A 19,003-nucleotide genomic window follows, 5' to 3' on the forward strand; every position below is an offset into this window, starting at 1 on the left:
GAGCGCGGACGGGTTGTCGGCGAGGGCGGTTGCAGGGCTCATGCCCGCCGCTTTGCGCGGTCCGATGGTAGGTGTCAATGTTTTCAACGTCATTCCGGGGCGCGGTCCGAGGCGCGAACCCGGAAACCAGACATAACCTCAATATTTTCGTCTGGATTCCGGGCCCGTCCTTCGGACCGTCCCGGAATGACCGCTCAATACGTAATCTTCAGCGGCAGTTTCTTTGCGTGGTCGATCCAGCGGCCGACCGTCTTGTCCGAAGGCAACAGTTTGACCAGCTTTCGCTTCTCGTTTGCCCCGCGCATCGCTGCGGCGAGCTTGGCCGGATTGCGGTATTTCAACTCGCGCACCGTATCGACGCCGCAGACCCGCAGCAATTCGGCATAGTCGGCGCCAAGGCCTTTGACCCGCATGCGGTCGGCCATGTTGGCGAGCCGCAGCAGGCATTTTTCGTCAATTCCGGTTTTCTCAGCGAGAAGCTTCCTGCCCTTGCTGGTGCGCGCCGCTTCGAGCAGTTTCTCGGTGGTGCGAATCCCCACCGACCGGAAAATGGCGACGGTCTCAGTATCGATACCGTCAAGATTTTTAATCGGATACGAAATCGACACGTAGCACGCCCTTTGAAATTTCCGCTGCGAACTATGAGAGCGGCCTTAGACGAATTGGCTGAGGCCCGGGATGGCAGCGACAATCTCGCCGACGGTGTCCTCTCCGGCCTTCTCCCTGGCATAAGCGAGCAGGGTGCGTGCGACGCTCTGCACTTCACCCATGCTGAGTCCTGCGGACATCAGTTGGGTTCCGACCCCCATGATGCCGCCCATTCCGAAGCCGCCGCCGGCGGATTCACCGGCTCGCGCCGCGGCTTCTGCACCAGGCATACTCGCGAGCAGCGCCTGCATCTTGTCCGCAGGGCCCTCCTTGAGCAGAAACGCTAAAATGATTCCGACCGCCTTCTCGGCGACATCGCGATCGATGCCGACCTCTGCGACGAGTCGAGTGACAAGCTCGTCCATGACCTCTGCCCCCTCCCGCACTGCGGCGGGTCGTCGGATTATTGATAATCAATCCCGGCAATGAGGAAAACACGTCTGCGGGCGTTTCCGCGCATGTGTGACACGATGGCCACTATGCCAGCATTGCTTGCGTTCAAGCGCGATCAAAGGAACGTTGCGCATGCGGTTGACCGGATACGGCAACGGCTGAAAGATACGTCTGAAAGCTGCGAGCTTCGAGAGGTTTGGCTATGGCAAAATCATCAAAAACGCCAAAAGGCACCGCGAGTGGAAAAGCTGCCAAATCATCCCGGGCGGAAACTGCGTCTGACGCCGAGACGCAGAAGGCTCCCGCGGCTGCTCTTGCAACGGAAATCGATCCCCCAGGACAGATATTTGTCGGAAAAAGTGACAAGCCTGAACTTCTCACGCTCAAGCTCGCCAACCGTCACGGCCTTGTCACTGGCGCCACTGGCACCGGCAAGACCGTGACCCTGCAGGTATTGGCGGAAGGCTTTTCGCGTGCCGGCGTGCCGGTCTTCGCCGCCGATATCAAGGGCGACCTGTCCGGCGTGGCAGCCCTGGGCGAGGCCAAGGATTTCCTGGTGGAGCGCGCCGCCAACATGGGTCTTAAATTTCAGCCTGACGAATATCCCGTCATCTTCTGGGACCTGTTTGGCGAGCAGGGCCATCCGATCCGCACTACCGTGTCCGAGATGGGACCGCTTCTGTTGGCGCGGCTTCTCAACCTGAACGATGTGCAGGAGGGCGCGCTCAACATCGCCTTTAGGATTGCTGACGATCAGGGGCTGGCGCTGCTCGATTTCAAGGATTTGCGCACGATCCTAGACGCGGTCGCGCCGTTCGGCACCAAGAGGGAGGCGGACGAGGGCACCGGCAACCCGCAACTCGACGAGATCAAGCGCGCGGTCGCGAGCTACGGTAACGTCACCAAGCAGACTATCGGAACCATCCAGCGCGCGCTGCTGGTTCTGGAAAACCAGGGCGGCGAAAAATTCTTTGGCGAGCCTGCACTCGAACTGAAGGACTTCATGAAGACCGACCGCGAGGGCCGCGGCTACATCAATATTCTAGCCGCCGACAAGCTGATGGCCAATCCGCGCCTCTATTCCACCTTTCTGTTGTGGCTCTTGTCGGAATTGTTCGAGGAATTGCCGGAGGTCGGCGATCCGGACAAGCCTAGGCTCGTGTTTTTTTTCGACGAGGCGCATCTTCTGTTCGACGAGGCCCCGAAGGCGCTGCTCGACAAGATCGAGCAGGTGGTGCGGCTCATTCGCTCCAAGGGCGTCGGCGTCTATTTCGTGACGCAAAATCCGCTCGACGTGCCCGACAAGGTTCTGGCGCAGCTTGGCAACCGCGTGCAGCACGCGCTGCGCGCCTTCACCCCGCGCGACCAGAAAGCCGTGCAGACCGCCGCCGACACATTCCGTCCGAACCCGAAGCTCAAAACCGGGCAGGTGATCATGGAGCTCGGTAAGGGCGAGGCGCTGGTGTCGTTCCTGGAAGCGAAGGGCACGCCGTCGATCGTCGAGCGCTGCATGATCCGCCCGCCCTCCGCACGCATGGGACCGATCACGCCGGCCGAGCGGTCGGGGATCATGGCAAAAAGCCCAGTCAAGGGAAAATACGACACCACGATTGACTCCGAATCCGCCTACGAGAAACTCGGCAAGCGGGTCTCGCGCGAAGCCGCCCCTGCTGAGGCGGCCCAGGAAGAATCGGGCGGCGTCGGTGACTGGCTCGGCGGCATCTTCGGCACCAACAAGAAGCGAGGCGAGCGGCTGACGACGGGTCAGCACGTCGCGCGCAGTGTCGCCCGCACCGTGACGACTGCCGTGATCGGCGGTGTTGCTGCATCTATCGGCAAGCAGATCGGCGGGCGGCACGGCGCTTCGATCGGCCGGTCCATCGTGCGCGGCACGCTTGGGGGAATATTGAGGCGCTAGTTTCTCCGTCATGCCCACGCTTGTCGTGAGCATCCACGTCTTGGCTGCGAATTGGACGTGGATGGCCGGGACAAGCCCAGCCATGACGAACTGAGAGGTTTGTTATGACATCTTTGAGTGAATCCCTCCCCAAAGTCCTCGCGCGCATCGACGCCGATCTCGACAAAAGCCTAGAGCGGCTATTCGCCTTCCTGCGTCTGCAATCGATCTCGACCGACCCGGCTTATGCCGATCAGTGCAAGCAGGCTGCGGACTTCGTGGCAAAGGATTTGGCGACCCTCGGTCTCGACGCGCAGGTGCGCCCGACCAAGGGACATCCGGTGGTGGTGGCGAAATCAAAAAGTGGCAGGGCAAATGGCGGACCGCGCGTTCTCTTTTATGGTCACTATGACGTGCAGCCAGTCGATCCGTTGAACGAATGGACGACGCCGCCCTTCGAGCCGCGCATCGAAGACCTCGGTAATGGCCGCAAGATCATCGTTGCGCGCGGCGCCTGCGACGACAAGGGCCAGTTGATGACCTTCGTCGAGGCCTGCCGCGCCTTCAAGGAAGTGACCGGCAAGCTGCCGCTCGACATTACGGTGATGATCGAGGGCGAAGAGGAATGTGGCTCGAAGAGCCTGTTTCCCTTTGTTGAAGAAAATGCCGCCGAACTGAAGCGCGATATGGCGCTCGTCTGCGACACCGGCATGTGGAACGCGACCACGCCTTCGGTGACGACCTCTTTGCGCGGCCTCGTCTATGAAGAGGTGACGGTGACCGCCGCCGACCGCGACCTGCATTCCGGCCTGTTTGGCGGCGCGGCGCAAAATCCGGTGCGTGTGCTGGCCAAGATCATCGCTGCGATCCACGACGACAACGGCCGCATCACCATTCCCGGGTTCTACGACGGCGTTGCCGAATTGCCGGCCGACATCAAAGCCGATCTAAAGGCGCTCAACCTGACTGCGGATGAATTCCTCGGCCAGGTTGGCCTGAAAGTCCCCTCCGGTGAGAGTGACCGTATGGTGATCGAGCAGATTTCCACACGCCCGGCCTGTGACGTGAACGGCATTGTCGGTGGCTATACCGGCGAGGGTGCTAAGACTGTCATCGCCGCGCAGGCGAAAGCGAAAATCTCCTTCCGCCTGGTCGGCGACCAGAATCCGGAGAAGATCCGCGATGCTTTCCGCGCCTTCGTGCGCGAACGCATCCCTGCCGACTGCAAAGTCACTTTCGAGAATTTCGGCTGTGCGCCGGCGTTGCAACTGCCCTTCGACAGTCCGGCGATCACGAAGGCTCGCAAGGCGCTGCAGGAGGAGTGGGAAACGAAGGCGGTGACGGTCGGGATGGGCGGCTCGATCCCGATCGTCGGCGATTTCAAGCGTATCCTCGGCATGGACACGCTCATGGTCGGCTTCGCGCTCGATGACGACCGCGTGCATTCGCCTAACGAGAAATACGATCTCACGTCATTTCATAGAGGCACGCGGAGCTGGGCGCGCATCCTCGCGGCGCTGGCGTCTTGAACTTGCGATCGGTAGCCCGGGTTGAATGCAGCGAAATAGAGGAGAGATCTTGCATCACATGTACGCTGTCCCGCATTTCCCTTCGCTTCAAGCGAGCTGCTAGCTCTAGCCCAGAATGCGGGCGCTATCCGCCCGCGCTCGGGTTGCCACGGGGCTCCGTCCCTCCGCACCAGGACCGGGGGCAAAGCGGGTCTGCTTAGGCCGGACCAAGCGTGACCCGGGGGTGGTGGGATCAGACCTGCGCCGCGCGCTTTATTAGAACGCCGCGCTTGCGAGCGTGACACGAGTGCATCGTCTCTCGGCACCCCTGTGCAACTTGGCGCGCCTCGGGGCGCTCCGCACCCCTCATTCATTGCTGAGAGAACAACCGAAGGCGGACGCGGCGCCTCAAACAATACAGCGATAACGCGCGCCCATGTCCGACCTATCAGCAGAACCGGCTGAACGCCAGAAGGGAACAATTCCGCAGGCCGGGCATTTGAGGAACACCCAACGTTGCTCGGCGCCGGCAGATCGCCTGGAACGAGTCGACAACCTGAATCGGTGAGGCCAAGCATGAACGGCTCATCGCGAGCCGTCTCGCCGGCGCAGATCTGGCCGGTGGTCACGATCGGCATAGCCGTCGCGGTGCTCTATTTCGCGCGCGAAGTGTTCATGCCGCTGGCGATTGCGCTTCTGCTGACATTTGCACTCGCCCCGGTCGTGACGTTGGTGCGCAAAACCGGATTGCCGCGCATCGTCGCCGTCATTCTGGTCGTGATGGCGACCTTCATCGGCCTCGCTGCATTCAGCTTCGTTGTCGCAACGCAGGTGGCGGACCTTGCGCGGAATGCGCCGACTTATCAGACCAATATTCTCACCAAAATACAAAACCTGAAGAAGGCCGGCACCGAAGACGGAGTAATCAAGAGAGTCAACGACGCCATCCAGCGCGTCGGCAAGGAAATCGAGCAGCCGAAGGAGTCTACCGCCGAGACCATCGCCAAGCCGGAACCGGATCCGATTCTGGTGGAAATATATTCGCCCGCCAGGCCGATTCAGATCCTCGCCAACATGATTGCCCCGCTCGTCAGCCCGCTGGCGACGGTAGGCCTTGTGCTGGTGGTGGTCATCTTCATGCTGCTGGAGCGCGAAGACCTGCGCGACCGGTTTGTCCGCCTGGTCGGTTATGACGACATTCATCGGACCACGGAGGCGTTGCAAGAGGCCGGACAGCGTGTCGGCCGCTATCTGCTGATGCAGCTGATTGTGAACGTCGCCTATGGCGTCCCGATCGGCATCGGGCTGTGGCTGATCGGAATTCCGAATGCGGTGCTCTGGGGCTTGCTGGCGATCGTGCTCCGCTTCGTTCCCTATATCGGACCGGTGATTGCAATGGTCTTGCCGCTATTCCTGGCCGTCGCGGTGGCGCCCGGCTGGTCCCTGGTCTTGTGGGCGGCCGCCTTGTTCATCGTGATGGAGGTGATCAGCAACAACATTGTGGAGCCCTGGCTTTACGGATCGAAAACAGGTCTTTCGCCGCTCGCCATCATTGTCGCCGCCATTTTCTGGACCTGGATCTGGGGGCCGGTCGGGCTTGTGCTGTCGACACCGCTGACGGTATGCCTCGTGGTCTTGGGCAAGCACGTACCGCAATTTCAGTTTTTCGAAGTATTGTTCGGCAGCGAGCCGGTGCTCGATCCCAAAGCACGTCTGTATCAGCGGCTTCTCGCCGGGGACGCCGATGAAGCCACCGACCAGGCTGAGGAATTTCTCGAAGAGAAACAGCTTGCTGATTTTTACGAGCAGATCGCCATTCCTGCCATGCTGCTTGCGGAACAGGATCGGGCCCGCGGGGTGATGACCGAAGAGCAAAAGCAGCGGCTCGCCGCCAGTGCGCAGATGCTGGTCTCCAACCTCAAGGAGATCGCGCTGGAAGAAGAAGAGGAGGAGGCGGAGGAGAGGGAAAATGGCGGGTTACCGGAAGAGGGCGCGGGCCGAGCAAAAAGCGAAAAAAGCAAAATGCAGGGAGAGACTGGCGTCGACGACAAGGCGGCTGCCGAAATTGATCTTTCGGACGGGACCGGCCGAAGCGTCTTGGCTGTCGGCGGCCGTGGTCCTCTCGATGACGCCACGGCTTCCATGCTGGCCCAGGTTCTGCGCGTCACCGGCGCGACCGCCGCCGAGTCGGGTTACGCCGACCTAGAGCCGGCGCGCTTGCGGCAACTGAAAGTCGATGGCGTGGAAACGATCGTTATTTGCTTCCTCAACCCCGATTCACTTCATCACGGTCGTTTTCTGGTTCGCAGGTTGAAGAGGATGCGCCCCCGATTGAGAATTGGCGTCGTTCTATGGTCGCATCCCGGAGACATGAACGAAAAGCTCAAGGCCACCGCAAAACTTGGCGCGGATTTCGCAGCATTCTCCGTCGCCGAGGCGGTTGCCAATGCCTTGAACGTGCCAACATCGCAGGTGGCTTCCGCCGTGGCGCCTGATCTGGCAGCCGCGGCACAATGACTGGCCGATCAATTTATCTTCTGTACGTTTGCCGCCTTGATGATCGGCGCCCAGCGTTCGATCTCGCTGTCGATCACGGCGCGGAACTGCTCGGGCGAATTGCCGACCGGCTCCATCAGCTGCGTCGCCAGCTTGTCGCGTACCGCTTTCGACTTGATCGCGTCAACGACATCCCTGTTGATCTTCTTGATCAGCGCTTTCGGCGTTGTGCCCGGCGCGATCAGGCCCATCCAGGTGTCCGCTTCCACGTCGATGCCGGATTCCTTCAGCGTCGGAATATTCGGCAGGAAGGGCGAGCGCTTGGCGAGTGTTACGGCAAGAATCTTCACCTTTCCCGCCTCGGCATGCGGCGTCACCGCAATGGCGGGCATCGCGGCGAGCTGCACGTCACCCCGGATCAGCGCCGTTGTCGCCGCGGGCGAGGATGGATAGGGCACATGCACCATCCTGGCCCCGCTCTTGATGCCGATCGCCTCCATCGCAAGATGCGAGAGCGAGCCGTTGCCGATTGAGCCGAAATTGTATTTTCCGGGCTCCTTCTTCAGCAAGGCGATAAGCTCGTCGACCGAATTGACATTGAGCGAGGGGTTGACGGTGACCGCACTCGGCATGGTGACAAGCTGGGTGACGGCGACGATGTCCCTTCTCGGGTCGTAAGGCAGCTTCGACATCAGAATTGTGTTGATGGCTAGCGGTCCGCCGATGCTTACGCCGAGCGTCGCGCCATCGGGGGCGGCCTTGGCGACCATGTCGGTGCCAAGCACCCCGCCGGCGCCGGCCTTGTTCTCAACGATGAAATTGGAAGCTGGATACTTCTTCTGCAGTTCATCGGCGATCAGACGCGCCACGATGTCCGGGGTGGAGCCGGGCCCGAAAGGAGCGATGATCTTCACCGTCTTGGCCGGCCAATCCTGGGCGGCGGCCGGAGCGGTTACAGCGAGCATGGCGGCGAATGCGAGGACAAGTTTCTTCATTGTCCATCCTTCCCGAGAAAGACACCGTTTCGTTCGAGGGTGTTCTGCAGTTGCGTGACATCAATGTCGGCCGGATCGACATTTCCGGCAAGAGCGAGATGTGCGCCGCTCCCGGCAGCCTCGCCCATGGCGAAGCAGGGACCGGATACGCGCGCCGCGGACTGGCCTTCATGAGACATAGATGCGCAGCGTCCGGCGACCAAGAGGTTGGCTACTTTTTGCGGCAGCAGCATCCGGTAGGGCAGGTGGTTGAAGCCGCGCGAGCCGGGAATATCCGGCCATTCCCATTTCACGTCGCCGGCGACATGCGCCTCGATCGGCCAGCCATTGACGCCGATCGTGTCGTCGAAGCTTGCGCAGCTCAGCACATCCTCGCGCGTCAGCTTGTAAAGGCCCTCAATGCGCCGCGTCTCGCGGATGCCGAGCTGCGGCGCTATATCGATCATGTAGGACTTTTCGAAACCTGGCGCGTTTGCCTTCAGAAATTCGAAGAAAGCCAGTGCCTGCTTGCGGCCTTCGATCTCCCCCGCGCTCAGTTCGATAGCGTCGGTGCCATCGAGCGCTCGGCCGTTTGCGCTCTTGATCTGCGTGACGTTCACTCTCCATTCGGTCGGATGCAGCATAGGACGCACGATGGCGCCCTTGCGCGGGAAGCGCATGCCGCGCTTCTCCGCTTCGTCCATGAGCAGCGGAATGGACTTCCACGCTTCGCCGGCCGTATCTGGATCGACGCCGCTGAGACGGAACATCATGGTCGGGAAAAGCATGCCGCCATCGGCATCGCCGATTTCGAACGGTGCACCAGCAAAGGCAGCAAGATCACCGTCGCCCGAACAATCGATGAAAATCTTCGCACGCACCGCCTGACGGCCGGATTTGGTCTCGAGCAGCAGCGCGTCCACGCGCTCTCCATCCACCACCGCGCCGGCCGCGAGCGCATGAAACAGGATGTCAACATTGCGAGAGAGCAGCAGATCGTCGGCGGCGATCTTGTAGGCAGCGTTGTCATAGGCCTGCGCAAAAGTCTTGCCGAAAATCGAATGCGGCTTGTTGAGTCCGCCCAGCCGATCGATGCGGGCGAGCAGGTCGTCGGCGATGCCACGCACCACTTGACGGATCTCGCCATGTACATTGGCATGCAGGCCACAGAAATTGGTGACGCCGGCCGCGGTCCCCATGCCGCCAAGAAACCCATAGCGCTCGACCAGCAGCGTATTGCATCTCAGATTTCCTGCAGCAGCTGCCGCAGCAATGCCGGCTGGCCCGCCGCCGAGCACGACGATGTCAAACTCCCCGAAGACCGGAACGCTACGTGCCGGCTCGGTCAAGGTCTGGGCTGCGTTCATCTGCGGGTCCTGCGGCGGATGTGCCTATTCCGCTCCTGTCGGCCTTGTCAAACGTCTTGCGGAGAGGCCTGGGCTGCCCGGCCAGGGTTCAGCGGAAATTGCGGGGGAGGCTGTTGTGAATATCGGTTGCCGCAATGGCGGCATGGCCTGTCGCAACGCTGATCTGGTGCAGATCGGTGACGACGTCACCGGCAGCATACAAGCCATCCACTGACGTGCGCTGGTGATCGTCGACGTGCAAGCATCCGATGTCGTTGCTGCGTGCACCGAGCGCCGTCGCCAGTTCGGAGCGCACGTCGCAGCCGAGCATGGGATATAGTACGTCCACGTCGATACGCTCTCCGTTGGCCAGCACCGCGGTGATTCTGTCGTCGTCGCGCTCAATATCGACGACTCGCAAGTCAGGAAAGCGAATGCCGGCCTTGTTCAGGGTCTCGCGGGTCGCCGGCGCCATGTTGGTCGGATCATCGATGGGCAATAATACGACATCGCGCGAATAGGTACGCAGGAACATGGCCTTCTTGCCGGCAATCTGGACGCGGCCGAGCGCCCCGATGCGGCGATCTTTCGCTTCATAGGCATCGCAGATCGGACAATAGCGCAGCGCGCCGCGATAGACGGCATCGCGCAAGCCGGGCAACTCCGGACTTTCGTCAATAATCCCGGTCGCCAGCAGCACGCGTCTGGCCTTCCATACCCGCGCGCGGGAGCGCGCGACGAATGCGCCGGCGTCGCGGGCAAGGGCGTCCACACGTCCCTGTTCGAGACGCGCGCCATATTCCTCCGCCTGCTTGCGCAAATTGCCCAGCAGGGACGGGCCGGAAATGCCTGCGGGAAATCCGGGATAGTTGTGGCTTTCCGGAATGAGTGCGGTGCGACTCTTGCCATCATCGACCACCAGCACATTCCGCCGAAAGCGCGCGAGGTAAATGGCGGCGGTCAGCCCGGCTGGTCCGCCGCCTATGATCAGGCAATCCAGGTCGGATGTTTGTCGCGTCACCTCAACAGAAGTCGGAACGCTCGATTGCGTTCCATGCCAGCGGCCGGTCGCGGTCGCACGGCTTGCCATGGTCGCCGCCGTCCTCTACTGGAACCTTTCCAGTCTGGCCAGCCGGGTGGCGCTATGGGCCTCGCGATCATGATCCTTGGGCTTGCCGTCTTCATCGGCACCCATGTCTTTACCACGCAGCGCAAGGCGCGCGCCGATCTGATCGGTCGCATCGGCGAGGGACCCTACAAGGGGCTGTATTCGCTTTTGTCGCTGGCAGGCCTCGTGCTCATCGTCTATGGCTTTGCGCAATACCGTGCGGCCGGCTTGATCGATATGTGGTCGCCGCCCGCATGGACGCGGCATCTCGCCGCGCTGCTGATGCTGATCGCCACCATCTGCATCGTCGCCGCCTACATCGCTGGCAACATCAAACGGGTGCTGAAACATCCCATGCTGGTCGGCGTGAAATTATGGGCGACCGCGCATCTCATCGCCAACGGCGATCTTGGCTCGATCATTCTGTTCGGATCGATTCTTGGCTGGGCGGTGTTCGGCCGCATCTCGCTCAAGCACCGCACCGATCCCGGCGGTCTCGTAATCCCGATCGGCGGCTGGCCGCGCGATGTTGCTGCGATCGTGGTGGGCATTGTCGTTTATCTGGGGCTGGGGCTATGGTTCCATCCCTATGTCATCGGCGTTCCGGCCTTCACGGGATAAATCATGTCATCACAAACGGAGATCAGGCGCCTGACTGCGCCGGACATTCGCGCCCGCAAAAACGGCGAGCCCATCGTTTCGCTGACCTCGTATCACGCGCATACGGCGCGGCTGGCCGACAAGTATTGCGATGTGCTGCTCGTTGGCGACTCGCTCGGCATGGTGATGCATGGGCTTGAGACCACGGTGCCGGTGACACTCGAGATGATGATCCTCCAGGGCCACGCGGTGATGCGCGGCTCGCAACGTGCCCTGGTCGTCGTCGACATGCCGTTCGGCTCCTACGAGGCGTCGAAGGAGCAGGCCTTTGCGTCGGCGGCGCGGGTGATGAAGGAAACGACATGCGGCGCCATCAAGATGGAAGGCGGCGCGCGCATGGCTGACACCATCCGCTTTCTGGCGGAACGCGGGGTGCCGGTCATGGCGCATATCGGGCTAACGCCGCAGGCGATCAACACCATCGGCTCCTTCCGCGCGCAGGGGCGCGAGGAGGCCGACTGGGCCGCGATCGAGAATGACGCGAAGGCGGTCAGCGACGCGGGGGCTTTCTCGGTCGTGATCGAGGCGGTGGCCGAGCCGCTGGCGCGCAAGATCACGGGTCAAATTCCTATTCCGACCATCGGCATCGGCGCCAGCGCCGCCTGCGACGGGCAGATCCTGGTGATGGAGGACATGCTGGGCCTCACGCCGCGGGTGCCGAAATTCGTCAAACGCTATGGCGACCTGGGGCCGGGGATCGAAGCCGCAATCAAGGGTTATGCCGACGAGGTGCGTTCGCGTGCCTTTCCGGGCACCGATAATGTTTATGGCATGAAGGCGAAAAAGCCCTGACATCAGGCCGTTAACGCTGCCGGGATCAGGCTTTGCCTTGCCCGCGCCACATGGCTATTTTACCCGCCATTCCACGACCCTGACCTGACCTTGCTGTCTGGCCCCGTTCTGGGGAGGGGCGTTCCACACATCTGCCGGGGACTGACATTGGCCGACATTTTTCACGAAGTAGATGAAGATATCCGGCGCGAGCGGCTGAAAAAGCTGTGGGATCGCTTCGGGCCCTATGTGATCGGTCTGGCGCTGCTAATTGTGGTCGGCATCGGCGGCTGGCGCGGCTACGAGTACTGGCAGACGCGAAGGGCGGCCGAGGACAGTGCCCGGTTCGAGGCGGCGCTGGTGCTTGCCGACGCCGGCAAGCACGCCGAAGCAGAAGCGGCATTTGCCAAGGTTGCCGAGACGGCGGGTACGGCGACCTATCGGACCATGGCTCGCTTGCGGCAGGCAGCCGCACTCACGCAGAGCGATCCGAAATCGGCGATCGCGATCTTCGATTCCGTGGCGGCCGATACCTCGGTTGGCGGCAGTTTCCAGGACCTTGCGGCCTTGCGCGCGGGCTTCATTCTGGTGGACACAGCATCCTTCGATGACATGAAGCAGCGGCTCGAGCCGCTGACCGGTCCACAGCGCGCCTTCCGTCATTCTGCGCGCGAATTGCTGGCGCTGTCGGCTTGGCGTGCCGGCAACATGGCGGACGCCAAGCGCTGGTCCGATCTGATCATCAACGACGCCGAAAGCCCGGCCGGCATGCGTCAGCGCATGGAGGCGCTGCTGGCGCTGACCAGCGAAGCCAAAGGATGATGCTGATGCGTCGAGCGCGCTCATTGCACCGTTGCGTGGCCATGGCGTTTCTGGCCGCGGCCGGCTTTGGGCTGGGCGCGTGCGAGCAGATGGCCGATCTCATCCCGGATTCGAAGAAGCCGCTGCCCGGCGAGCGTAAACTGCTGTTTCCGGAGGGCGTGCCCGGTGTCACGCAGGGGGTGCCGCCCGAACTGATGCGCGGCAACCAGCAGGTGCAAGGCCAGACCGCGCCCGGTCAGACGGGTGCTCCTGCTGATCCGCAGGCGCAGCAGCAGCCGGCGGAACAGCAGCAGGCCGAGGAAAAGCCAAAACCCAAGCCGAAACCCAAGGTGCAGCGGACAGTTCGTCAGCAGCCGCGGCAGGAGCCGCAGCCCGAGCCGGCGCAGCCACAGCAACCGCAGCAACAGCAGACCTCGCCCTGGCCGGCGCCGCAACAGCAGCCGACGCAGCCGTCACCATGGCCCTCCGCCCCGGCGCCGGGTACTTTCACCCGCTGATATCCTCTTCTTCGCGCGAAGCAGTCTGACGGCTTCCGCTGCAAAGTCTCGCGCCGCATGACCTTCACTGTTGCGATCATCGGCCGGCCCAATGTCGGCAAATCGACCTTGTTCAACCGGCTGGTCGGCCGGCGGCTGGCTCTGGTCGACGACATGCCCGGCGTCACGCGCGACCGCCGCGAAGGCGAGGCGCGTCTCGGCGATCTGTCTTTCACCGTGATTGATACGCCCGGACTGGAGGAGGCGAGCGCGGCGTCGCTGGCAGGTCGCATGGTGGAGCAGACCAAGGCGGCTATTGCCGATGCGGACGCCGTCTTCTTCCTGGTCGATGCGCGCGCGGGTCTGCTGCCGGTCGATCGCGTCTTTGCCGATCTGATCCGCAAGTCGGGCAAGCCATCCATTCTTGTCGCCAACAAGAGCGAGGGCAAAGGCGGCGAGGCTGGGGCGCTGGAATCCTACGCGCTCGGCTTTGGCGAGCCGGTGGCGATTTCCGCAGAGCACGGCGAAGGCATGTCGGATCTCTACGACGCCTTGCGCGCGGCATTGCCGGAACACACCGAACGCATCCCCGCGGATGACGATGAAGAAGCAGACGAGTCGACGCGGCCCATCCGCGTGGCGGTGGTCGGACGCCCCAATGCCGGCAAGTCCACGCTGGTGAACAGATTGCTGGGCGAAGAACGGCTGCTGACCGGACCCGAGGCGGGCATTACCCGCGATGCCATTTCCGTCGATCTCGATTGGCACGGCCGCAAGTTCAAAATCTACGATACCGCCGGTATGCGTCGGAAATCGCGGATCGACGAGAAGCTTGAAAAGCTGTCGGTCGCGGATGCCCTCAACGCCATTCGTTTCGCCGACGTCGTCGTGCTGCTCATGGATTCGGGCCAGGATTTCGAGGAACAGGATCTGCGCATTGCCGACTTGGTCGAACGGGAAGGCCGCGCGCTGGTCATCGGCATGAACAAATGGGACCTGAAGGAAACCGGTCGCCATGCCTTCAACAAATTGCGCGCCGAAGCCGACCACTGGCTGCCGCAGGTAAAGGGCGTGCCGGTGGTCGCAGTGTCCGGCCTCACCGGCGAAGGGCTCGATCGCCTAATGCAGGCAGTGATCGATGCGCATGCGGTGTGGAACAAGCGCGTGCCGACATCGGCGCTCAATCGTTGGTTCGAAGAGGCGACCTCGGCCAATCCACCGCCCGCCGTTTCCGGGCGGCGTCTGCGTCTCAATTACATCACGCAGGCAAAGTCCCGCCCGCCAAGCTTTGTCGTGTTCTGCACGCGCGCCGATGCGGTGCCGGAATCCTATACCCGCTATTTGATAAACGGCCTGCGCGAGACATTCGATCTGCCCGGAACGCCGATCCGCCTGACCTTGCGTGAAAAGGCGAATCCGTATGCAGACAGAAAGAAGAGAACCTGACGTGTCCTTTAGACGTCGGTAGGTTCGCCCAGCTTGAGAAAGCGCTTGTCCAGATAGGAATAGAGCAAACCGGTCTCCTGCAGGCTTGGCAGGCAGAGCTCAACGATTTTCTCAGCAATCTGATCCGGCGATTCAAATTCCTCGGAATCGCGTCCCGGAAAAGCCTGCTTTAACAGACGCGTGCCGACGAGGCCGGGCGAGATCAGATTAACCTTTAGGTTCGTCGAAACGGTCTCAGCCGCCCACGATTGGACCATGGCATTCAAGGCGGATTTGGAAACGGCGTAGGGTGCCCAGTAGGCGCGGCCGTACCAAGCAAGCGCAGAGGTAACGAATACTGCGCGGCCGGCGTCAGAGAGCTTCAGCAACGGCTCCATCCAGCGGATCAGATGCCAGTTGGCGGTGACATTCACTGCCAACACGTCGTCCCAGACTTTTGGCTCCACATGCGAAAGCGGCGACAGGACGCCGAGAATGCCGGCATTACCGACCAGAATGTCGAGCTTGCCATAACGCTCTTGCAGCGCTGCGCTGAGCCGGGCAATCCCGTCGCTATCTTTCATGTCGAGCGGAACCAGCGTCGCCGAGCCGCCGGCTGCTTTGATCTCGTCGTCGAGCTCTTCCAGCCCGCCGACGGTGCGCGCAATTGCGACGATATGCGCGCCGGATTTGGCAAGGGCCAGCGCCGTGGCGCGGCCGATCCCGCGCGAGGCGCCGGTGACAAGGGCGATACGGCCGGAGAGGGGGTTACTCAAATTGCTTCCGCCAAAGAAAGGACCTGTGAGGGGCAATGCATAGTCGACACATTCCCGAAACACAAACCCTGCGCTTTGCCGGCCGCATTGTTAGAAAATTGGCTACAAGGGCCCCTCCCGCCCAGTCCGCTGGACCGGCGACAATTGTGCATTCAGCCTGTAATGCGGGGGCGCAGCGGACCCGGGCGCGACGGTTCACGCTTGTCAGCCGAACTTGTACAGCACCCCGTAGCCGCCGCGCGGATAGGACCACTCGATATTGTCGAACTGGTCGCACAGGAGGCGGCAGGTTCCGCATTCAAGGCAGCCGTCGGTCGAAAGCACGACCATGCCGTTCTCGTCGGTGCCGTAGCATCCCGCCGGGCAGCACCACGTGCAGGCTTTCGTCGTGCATTGATCGCGGCAGATGTCGGTTTCCTTGATTGCAATATGACCGCGCCCTTCATCAATTCGGTAGCGGTTTTCGAACAGCTTTTGCTCAACTTGCATTGTCATCGGAATGCCCTCACCAGTTTGATGGCGTCGCCGACCAGCCCGAACCGCGAGCGGCGGGTGATGAATTCGCGCTTGATGGTTTTTTCCTTGGTGCGCTTGTCCACGCCGTCAACCTTGAGGAAGGTATCGGCGGCGCGCGTCAGCAATTCCGGATAGGTGGTCAGGAACTGCCGGTTGTGATGCAGGATGCCTGGCATGTCGCGATATTTCTTCAGGTCCTTCATGACGAAGGAGTCCTCTAGCGCGGCCCGGTAGGCATGCAGATTGGTGGCCGTGAAGTCCTTGCCTTCTGCGCGCAGATTCAGAATGGTTTCGGCGGCGAAGCGTCCGGTGGTCATCGCGAGATTGGAGCCTTCGCGGTGCACCGAATTCACGAAGCCGCCGGAATCCCCGCAGATTACCCAGCCCTCGCCATGCACCGTCGGTATGGCGTTGTACCCGCCCTCGGGAATGAGATGGGCGGAATATTCCTTGATCTCCGAGCCGGCAATCAGCGGCTTCACTGCCGGATGTTGCTTCATGTCCTCGAGTAACTGGTTGGGGCTGACGCCCGCTTTCTTAAAATCCTCGACCATGCAACCGATGCCAAGCGAGATCGAGTCCTTGTTGGTGTAGAGAAAGCCGGTGCCCACCATGCCCTTGGTGATCTTGCCGAACATCTCGATCACCACGCCGTCGTCGCCGGAAATGTTGAAGCGCTGCTCGATCTGTTCGCGCGGCAGGAAATGCATTTCCTTGACGGCGAGCGCCACGTCCTGCGCCTTGACCGGCGGACGCAAGCCCGTCTTTGTGGCGACGAGCGAGTTGACGCCGTCCGCCAGCACCACGACGTCGGCGTGGATTTCGCCGCCCTGCCGATCGGTGCGCACGCCGATCACGCGGTTGCCTTTCTTCAGAAGCTCGACCACCGTGGTCTCGCAGATCAGAAGTGCGCCTGCGTCGCGCACCTTCTTGGAGAGCCATTTGTCGAAATTGGCGCGGATAATGGTGTAGCGGTTCGGCTTCTCGCCGGTGTCGATCGCGCTGCGGTAATGCGAGCCGACATACGAACGGTCGTCCATCATCCACATACGCTGCTCGACGATGGCGCGCTCCAGCGGCGCCTGGCGGCGACAATTCGGAATCACCGCTTCCAGCGCCTCGGCATACATGATCGCGCCCTGCACATTCTTCGAACCGGGATACTCGCCGCGTTCGAGCTGCAGCACCTTCATGCCGCCCTTGGCGAGCAGATAGGCGGCGACATTGCCGGAGGGCCCGGCGCCGACGACGATGGCATCGAATTTCTTGGGCATTCCGTCTCTCTCCTAGATGGCCTCAGCGCGGGTGGGGAGACGCGCACGCAGCGCCTCGGTGAGTGCTGGCAGGATCCGCACGGCATCGCCGACGATTCCGTAGGTGGCAAAGCCGAAGATCGGCGCGTTCGGATCGCTGTTGATCGCGACGATCACGTCGGCGCCCTCGACGCCGACGCGGTGCTGCACGGCGCCGGAAATGCCCGCCGCGATATAGAGCTTGGGTCTGATCGTCTTGCCGGTCTGTCCGATCTGGCGGTCGAGGCCGATCCATCCGGCCTGCGCCACCGGACGCGAGCCGCCATAGTCGCCGCCGAGCAGGCGGGCGAGTTCCTTGACGTGCTGGAAATTTGCGGGGCCGCCGAGGCCGCGGCCACCGGCGACCACGATATCGGCATAAGCAAGTTGCGCCTCTTCGGCGGCAGCATCCGGGATGAAGGTCAGAATCTTGGTCGCGATGTCGTCTTCCGAGAGTGCGACGGTTTCCTGGATCACTTGGCCGGTGCGTTGCGTGTCGCGCGCAGGCATCGCCATCACGCGCGGGCGCACCGTAGCCATTTGTGGTCGGCAGTTCAGCGTATGGATGGTGCACAGGAGCGAACCGCCGAAGGTCGGACGGGTCGCGGCAAGGCTGCGGGTCTCGCTGTCGATGCGCAACTCGGTGCAGTCGGCGGTGAGACCGGTTGCGAGCGTGGTCGCGACCGCGCCGGCGAGATCGCGTCCGAGCGTCGTCGCGCCAAGCAGCAAGATTTCCGGCTTGTAGCGTCCAACGAGCTGGGTAAGGGCTTTGGTGTAAGGGTCGGTACGGTAATGCGCGAGCACCGGGTGGCGGACGACGTAAACGGAATCGGCGCCGTAAAACGCCGCTTCGGCGCAGGCCGCATCGGTGGCTGAATCATCCGCACCGATGACGACGGCGGAAAGCGCGACGCCAAGCTGGTCGGCAAGCTTGCGGCCTTCGCCGAGTAACTCCCAGGAGACCGGATGCACCCGTCCACGTTCGAGCTCGACATTGACCCAAACGCCTCTCCAGTCTTCAAGGCCGTGCGGAGCGGTCTGCGATGTTTTCGCGCTCATCGCACCATCTCCTTTTCAAGCGCAGGGTGCGAGGCGAACAGTTTTGCCAGCAATGTGTCAGCGGCCTCACACGGCGTTGCCTTGGTCGCGTCAATCATCTCGGCCTTCGTGGAACGTTGCGGCGGCGCAAAAACCTTCTTGACCGCAGTCGGCGAGCCCTTCAGGCCGCAGCGCTCCGGCGCTTCGATGCCGGCCGCCTTATGGTTCCACTCGATGACGTCGTAGCGCGCCGCACGAAACATGTCGTCCATGCTGGCGAAGCGCAGCGTGTTGCTTCCCTCGATCATGGTGATGAGGCAGGGCAGCCGCGACTGCAGCACTTGCACGCCGCCTTCGGCGCGGCGATGCACGACGATCTCGCGCGCCGCGGGATCAATCTTCTCTATGCGCGCCACATAGGTCAGTTGCTCGAAGCCGAGGCGTCGCGCGATGCCTGGGCCGACCTGGGCAGTATCGCCGTCGATGGTCTGTTTGCCGCAGAACACCATGTCGACGGAATGATCCTGACCGATGCGGCGGATGGTTGAGGCAAGGGCGAAGGAGGTTGCGAGCGTATCCGAGCCGGCGAAGACTGAGTCTGTGATCAGGATCGCTTCGTCGGCGCCATAGGCGATGCACTTTTTCAGTGCGTCGGCCGCCATCTTCGGGCCCATGCTGAGCACGGTCACCCGCGCGTTCAGACGGTCCTTCAGCCGGAGCGCCTCTTCCAGGGCGACCAGGTCGTGCGGATTGATCACTGCCGGCACGCCCTGACGCATGATGGTATTTGTGACCGGATGCACCCGGATCTGGCTGGAATCGGGCACCTGTTTGATGCAGACGACAACGTGCATCGA

At 62.1% G+C, this 19,003-nt stretch carries 18 protein-coding genes; 8 read left to right on the plus strand and 10 right to left on the minus strand.

Features of this window, described 5'->3' with window-relative positions; genetic code table 11:
• Nucleotides 1-194: 194 nt before the first annotated feature.
• Nucleotides 195-602, minus strand: a complete 408-nt coding sequence (locus RO009_13985) for a DUF4332 domain-containing protein (protein ID MDT3686141.1) — start codon at nt 600-602, stop codon at nt 195-197.
• A gap of 51 nt (nt 603-653) precedes the next feature.
• Nucleotides 654-1,013: a DUF2267 domain-containing protein gene (locus RO009_13990; GenBank protein MDT3686142.1), complete on the minus strand. Its 360-nt coding sequence runs from the start codon at nt 1,011-1,013 to the stop codon at nt 654-656.
• 230 nt (nt 1,014-1,243) lie between these two features.
• Between RO009_13990 and RO009_13995 the strand changes: the two genes are divergently transcribed.
• The 3 genes from RO009_13995 (at nt 1,244) to RO009_14005 (ending at nt 6,963) form a co-directional block, all read left to right on the plus strand.
• A complete protein-coding gene (locus RO009_13995) occupies nt 1,244-2,959 on the plus strand; it encodes a DUF853 family protein (protein MDT3686143.1) in 1,716 nt (571 codons plus the stop codon).
• 104 nt (nt 2,960-3,063) lie between these two features.
• Entirely contained in the window at nt 3,064-4,467 is a 1,404-nt protein-coding gene (locus RO009_14000) for a M20/M25/M40 family metallo-hydrolase (GenBank protein MDT3686144.1), read from the plus strand.
• Nucleotides 4,468-5,022: 555 nt separating this feature from the next.
• Nucleotides 5,023-6,963 (plus strand): AI-2E family transporter, encoded by a 1,941-nt coding sequence (locus RO009_14005; GenBank protein MDT3686145.1) that lies wholly within the window; start codon nt 5,023-5,025, stop codon nt 6,961-6,963.
• Nucleotides 6,964-6,971: 8 nt separating this feature from the next.
• Here the strand turns inward: RO009_14005 and RO009_14010 are convergent, their stop codons facing one another.
• From RO009_14010 to RO009_14020, 3 genes are all read right to left on the minus strand, one after another.
• Nucleotides 6,972-7,937, minus strand: a complete 966-nt coding sequence (locus tag RO009_14010; GenBank protein ID MDT3686146.1) for a tripartite tricarboxylate transporter substrate binding protein — start codon at nt 7,935-7,937, stop codon at nt 6,972-6,974.
• Complete coding sequence (locus RO009_14015; GenBank protein MDT3686147.1) at nt 7,934-9,283, minus strand: FAD-dependent oxidoreductase; 1,350 nt, start codon at nt 9,281-9,283, stop codon at nt 7,934-7,936. The genes RO009_14010 and RO009_14015 overlap by 4 nt, the downstream gene beginning before the upstream one ends.
• Before the next feature lie 88 nt (nt 9,284-9,371).
• Nucleotides 9,372-10,352, minus strand: coding sequence for an NAD(P)/FAD-dependent oxidoreductase (locus RO009_14020; protein ID MDT3686148.1), 981 nt, complete (start codon nt 10,350-10,352; stop codon nt 9,372-9,374).
• A 54-nt stretch (nt 10,353-10,406) separates the two neighbouring features.
• On the opposite strand from RO009_14020, the gene RO009_14025 reads away from it, so the two are divergent.
• The 5 genes from RO009_14025 (at nt 10,407) to der (ending at nt 14,545) form a co-directional block, all read left to right on the plus strand.
• Complete coding sequence (locus RO009_14025) at nt 10,407-10,991, plus strand: NnrU family protein (GenBank protein MDT3686149.1); 585 nt, start codon at nt 10,407-10,409, stop codon at nt 10,989-10,991.
• Between the two features lie 3 nt (nt 10,992-10,994).
• Entirely contained in the window at nt 10,995-11,822 is an 828-nt protein-coding gene (gene panB / locus RO009_14030) for a 3-methyl-2-oxobutanoate hydroxymethyltransferase (protein ID MDT3686150.1), read from the plus strand.
• Nucleotides 11,823-11,969: 147 nt separating this feature from the next.
• Nucleotides 11,970-12,623 (plus strand): tetratricopeptide repeat protein, encoded by a 654-nt coding sequence (locus RO009_14035; protein MDT3686151.1) that lies wholly within the window; start codon nt 11,970-11,972, stop codon nt 12,621-12,623.
• Nucleotides 12,620-13,120 (plus strand): hypothetical protein, encoded by a 501-nt coding sequence (locus RO009_14040; GenBank protein MDT3686152.1) that lies wholly within the window; start codon nt 12,620-12,622, stop codon nt 13,118-13,120. Before RO009_14035 ends, RO009_14040 begins: the two co-directional genes overlap by 4 nt.
• A gap of 57 nt (nt 13,121-13,177) precedes the next feature.
• Entirely contained in the window at nt 13,178-14,545 is a 1,368-nt protein-coding gene (gene der, locus RO009_14045) for a ribosome biogenesis GTPase Der (GenBank protein ID MDT3686153.1), read from the plus strand.
• Nucleotides 14,546-14,553: 8 nt separating this feature from the next.
• On the opposite strand, the gene RO009_14050 is transcribed toward der, so the two are convergent.
• From RO009_14050 to RO009_14070, 5 genes are all read right to left on the minus strand, one after another.
• A complete protein-coding gene (locus tag RO009_14050) occupies nt 14,554-15,300 on the minus strand; it encodes an SDR family NAD(P)-dependent oxidoreductase (GenBank protein MDT3686154.1) in 747 nt (248 codons plus the stop codon).
• A 204-nt stretch (nt 15,301-15,504) separates the two neighbouring features.
• Nucleotides 15,505-15,795: a ferredoxin family protein gene (locus RO009_14055; protein MDT3686155.1), complete on the minus strand. Its 291-nt coding sequence runs from the start codon at nt 15,793-15,795 to the stop codon at nt 15,505-15,507.
• Complete coding sequence (locus tag RO009_14060; GenBank protein ID MDT3686156.1) at nt 15,792-17,090, minus strand: FAD-dependent monooxygenase; 1,299 nt, start codon at nt 17,088-17,090, stop codon at nt 15,792-15,794. The genes RO009_14055 and RO009_14060 overlap by 4 nt, the downstream gene beginning before the upstream one ends.
• Before the next feature lie 12 nt (nt 17,091-17,102).
• Nucleotides 17,103-18,167, minus strand: coding sequence for an electron transfer flavoprotein subunit alpha/FixB family protein (locus tag RO009_14065; GenBank protein MDT3686157.1), 1,065 nt, complete (start codon nt 18,165-18,167; stop codon nt 17,103-17,105).
• Complete coding sequence (locus RO009_14070; protein MDT3686158.1) at nt 18,164-19,000, minus strand: electron transfer flavoprotein subunit beta/FixA family protein; 837 nt, start codon at nt 18,998-19,000, stop codon at nt 18,164-18,166. Before RO009_14070 ends, RO009_14065 begins: the two co-directional genes overlap by 4 nt.
• Nucleotides 19,001-19,003: the final 3 nt, after the last annotated feature.

Source organism: Pseudorhodoplanes sp., assembly GCA_032027085.1.
Lineage (GTDB): Bacteria > Pseudomonadota > Alphaproteobacteria > Rhizobiales > Xanthobacteraceae > Pseudorhodoplanes.

Excerpts from the sequence above, each read along its gene's own strand:
- RO009_13990 (MDT3686142.1), bottom strand. The coding sequence starts at position 1,013 with ATGGACGAGCTTGTCACTCGACTCGTCGCAGAGGTCGGCATCGATCGC.
- RO009_13995 (MDT3686143.1), top strand. The coding sequence starts at position 1,244 with ATGGCAAAATCATCAAAAACGCCAAAAGGCACCGCGAGTGGAAAAGCT.
- RO009_14000 (MDT3686144.1), top strand. The coding sequence starts at position 3,064 with ATGACATCTTTGAGTGAATCCCTCCCCAAAGTCCTCGCGCGCATCGAC.
- RO009_14005 (MDT3686145.1), top strand. The coding sequence starts at position 5,023 with ATGAACGGCTCATCGCGAGCCGTCTCGCCGGCGCAGATCTGGCCGGTG.
- RO009_14010 (MDT3686146.1), bottom strand. The coding sequence starts at position 7,937 with ATGAAGAAACTTGTCCTCGCATTCGCCGCCATGCTCGCTGTAACCGCT.
- RO009_14015 (MDT3686147.1), bottom strand. The coding sequence starts at position 9,283 with ATGAACGCAGCCCAGACCTTGACCGAGCCGGCACGTAGCGTTCCGGTC.
- RO009_14020 (MDT3686148.1), bottom strand. The coding sequence starts at position 10,352 with ATGGCAAGCCGTGCGACCGCGACCGGCCGCTGGCATGGAACGCAATCG.
- RO009_14025 (MDT3686149.1), top strand. The coding sequence starts at position 10,407 with ATGGGCCTCGCGATCATGATCCTTGGGCTTGCCGTCTTCATCGGCACC.
- panB (MDT3686150.1), top strand. The coding sequence starts at position 10,995 with ATGTCATCACAAACGGAGATCAGGCGCCTGACTGCGCCGGACATTCGC.
- RO009_14040 (MDT3686152.1), top strand. The coding sequence starts at position 12,620 with ATGATGCTGATGCGTCGAGCGCGCTCATTGCACCGTTGCGTGGCCATG.
- der (MDT3686153.1), top strand. The coding sequence starts at position 13,178 with ATGACCTTCACTGTTGCGATCATCGGCCGGCCCAATGTCGGCAAATCG.
- RO009_14055 (MDT3686155.1), bottom strand. The coding sequence starts at position 15,795 with ATGACAATGCAAGTTGAGCAAAAGCTGTTCGAAAACCGCTACCGAATT.
- RO009_14060 (MDT3686156.1), bottom strand. The coding sequence starts at position 17,090 with ATGCCCAAGAAATTCGATGCCATCGTCGTCGGCGCCGGGCCCTCCGGC.
- RO009_14065 (MDT3686157.1), bottom strand. The coding sequence starts at position 18,167 with ATGAGCGCGAAAACATCGCAGACCGCTCCGCACGGCCTTGAAGACTGG.
- RO009_14070 (MDT3686158.1), bottom strand. The coding sequence starts at position 19,000 with ATGCACGTTGTCGTCTGCATCAAACAGGTGCCCGATTCCAGCCAGATC.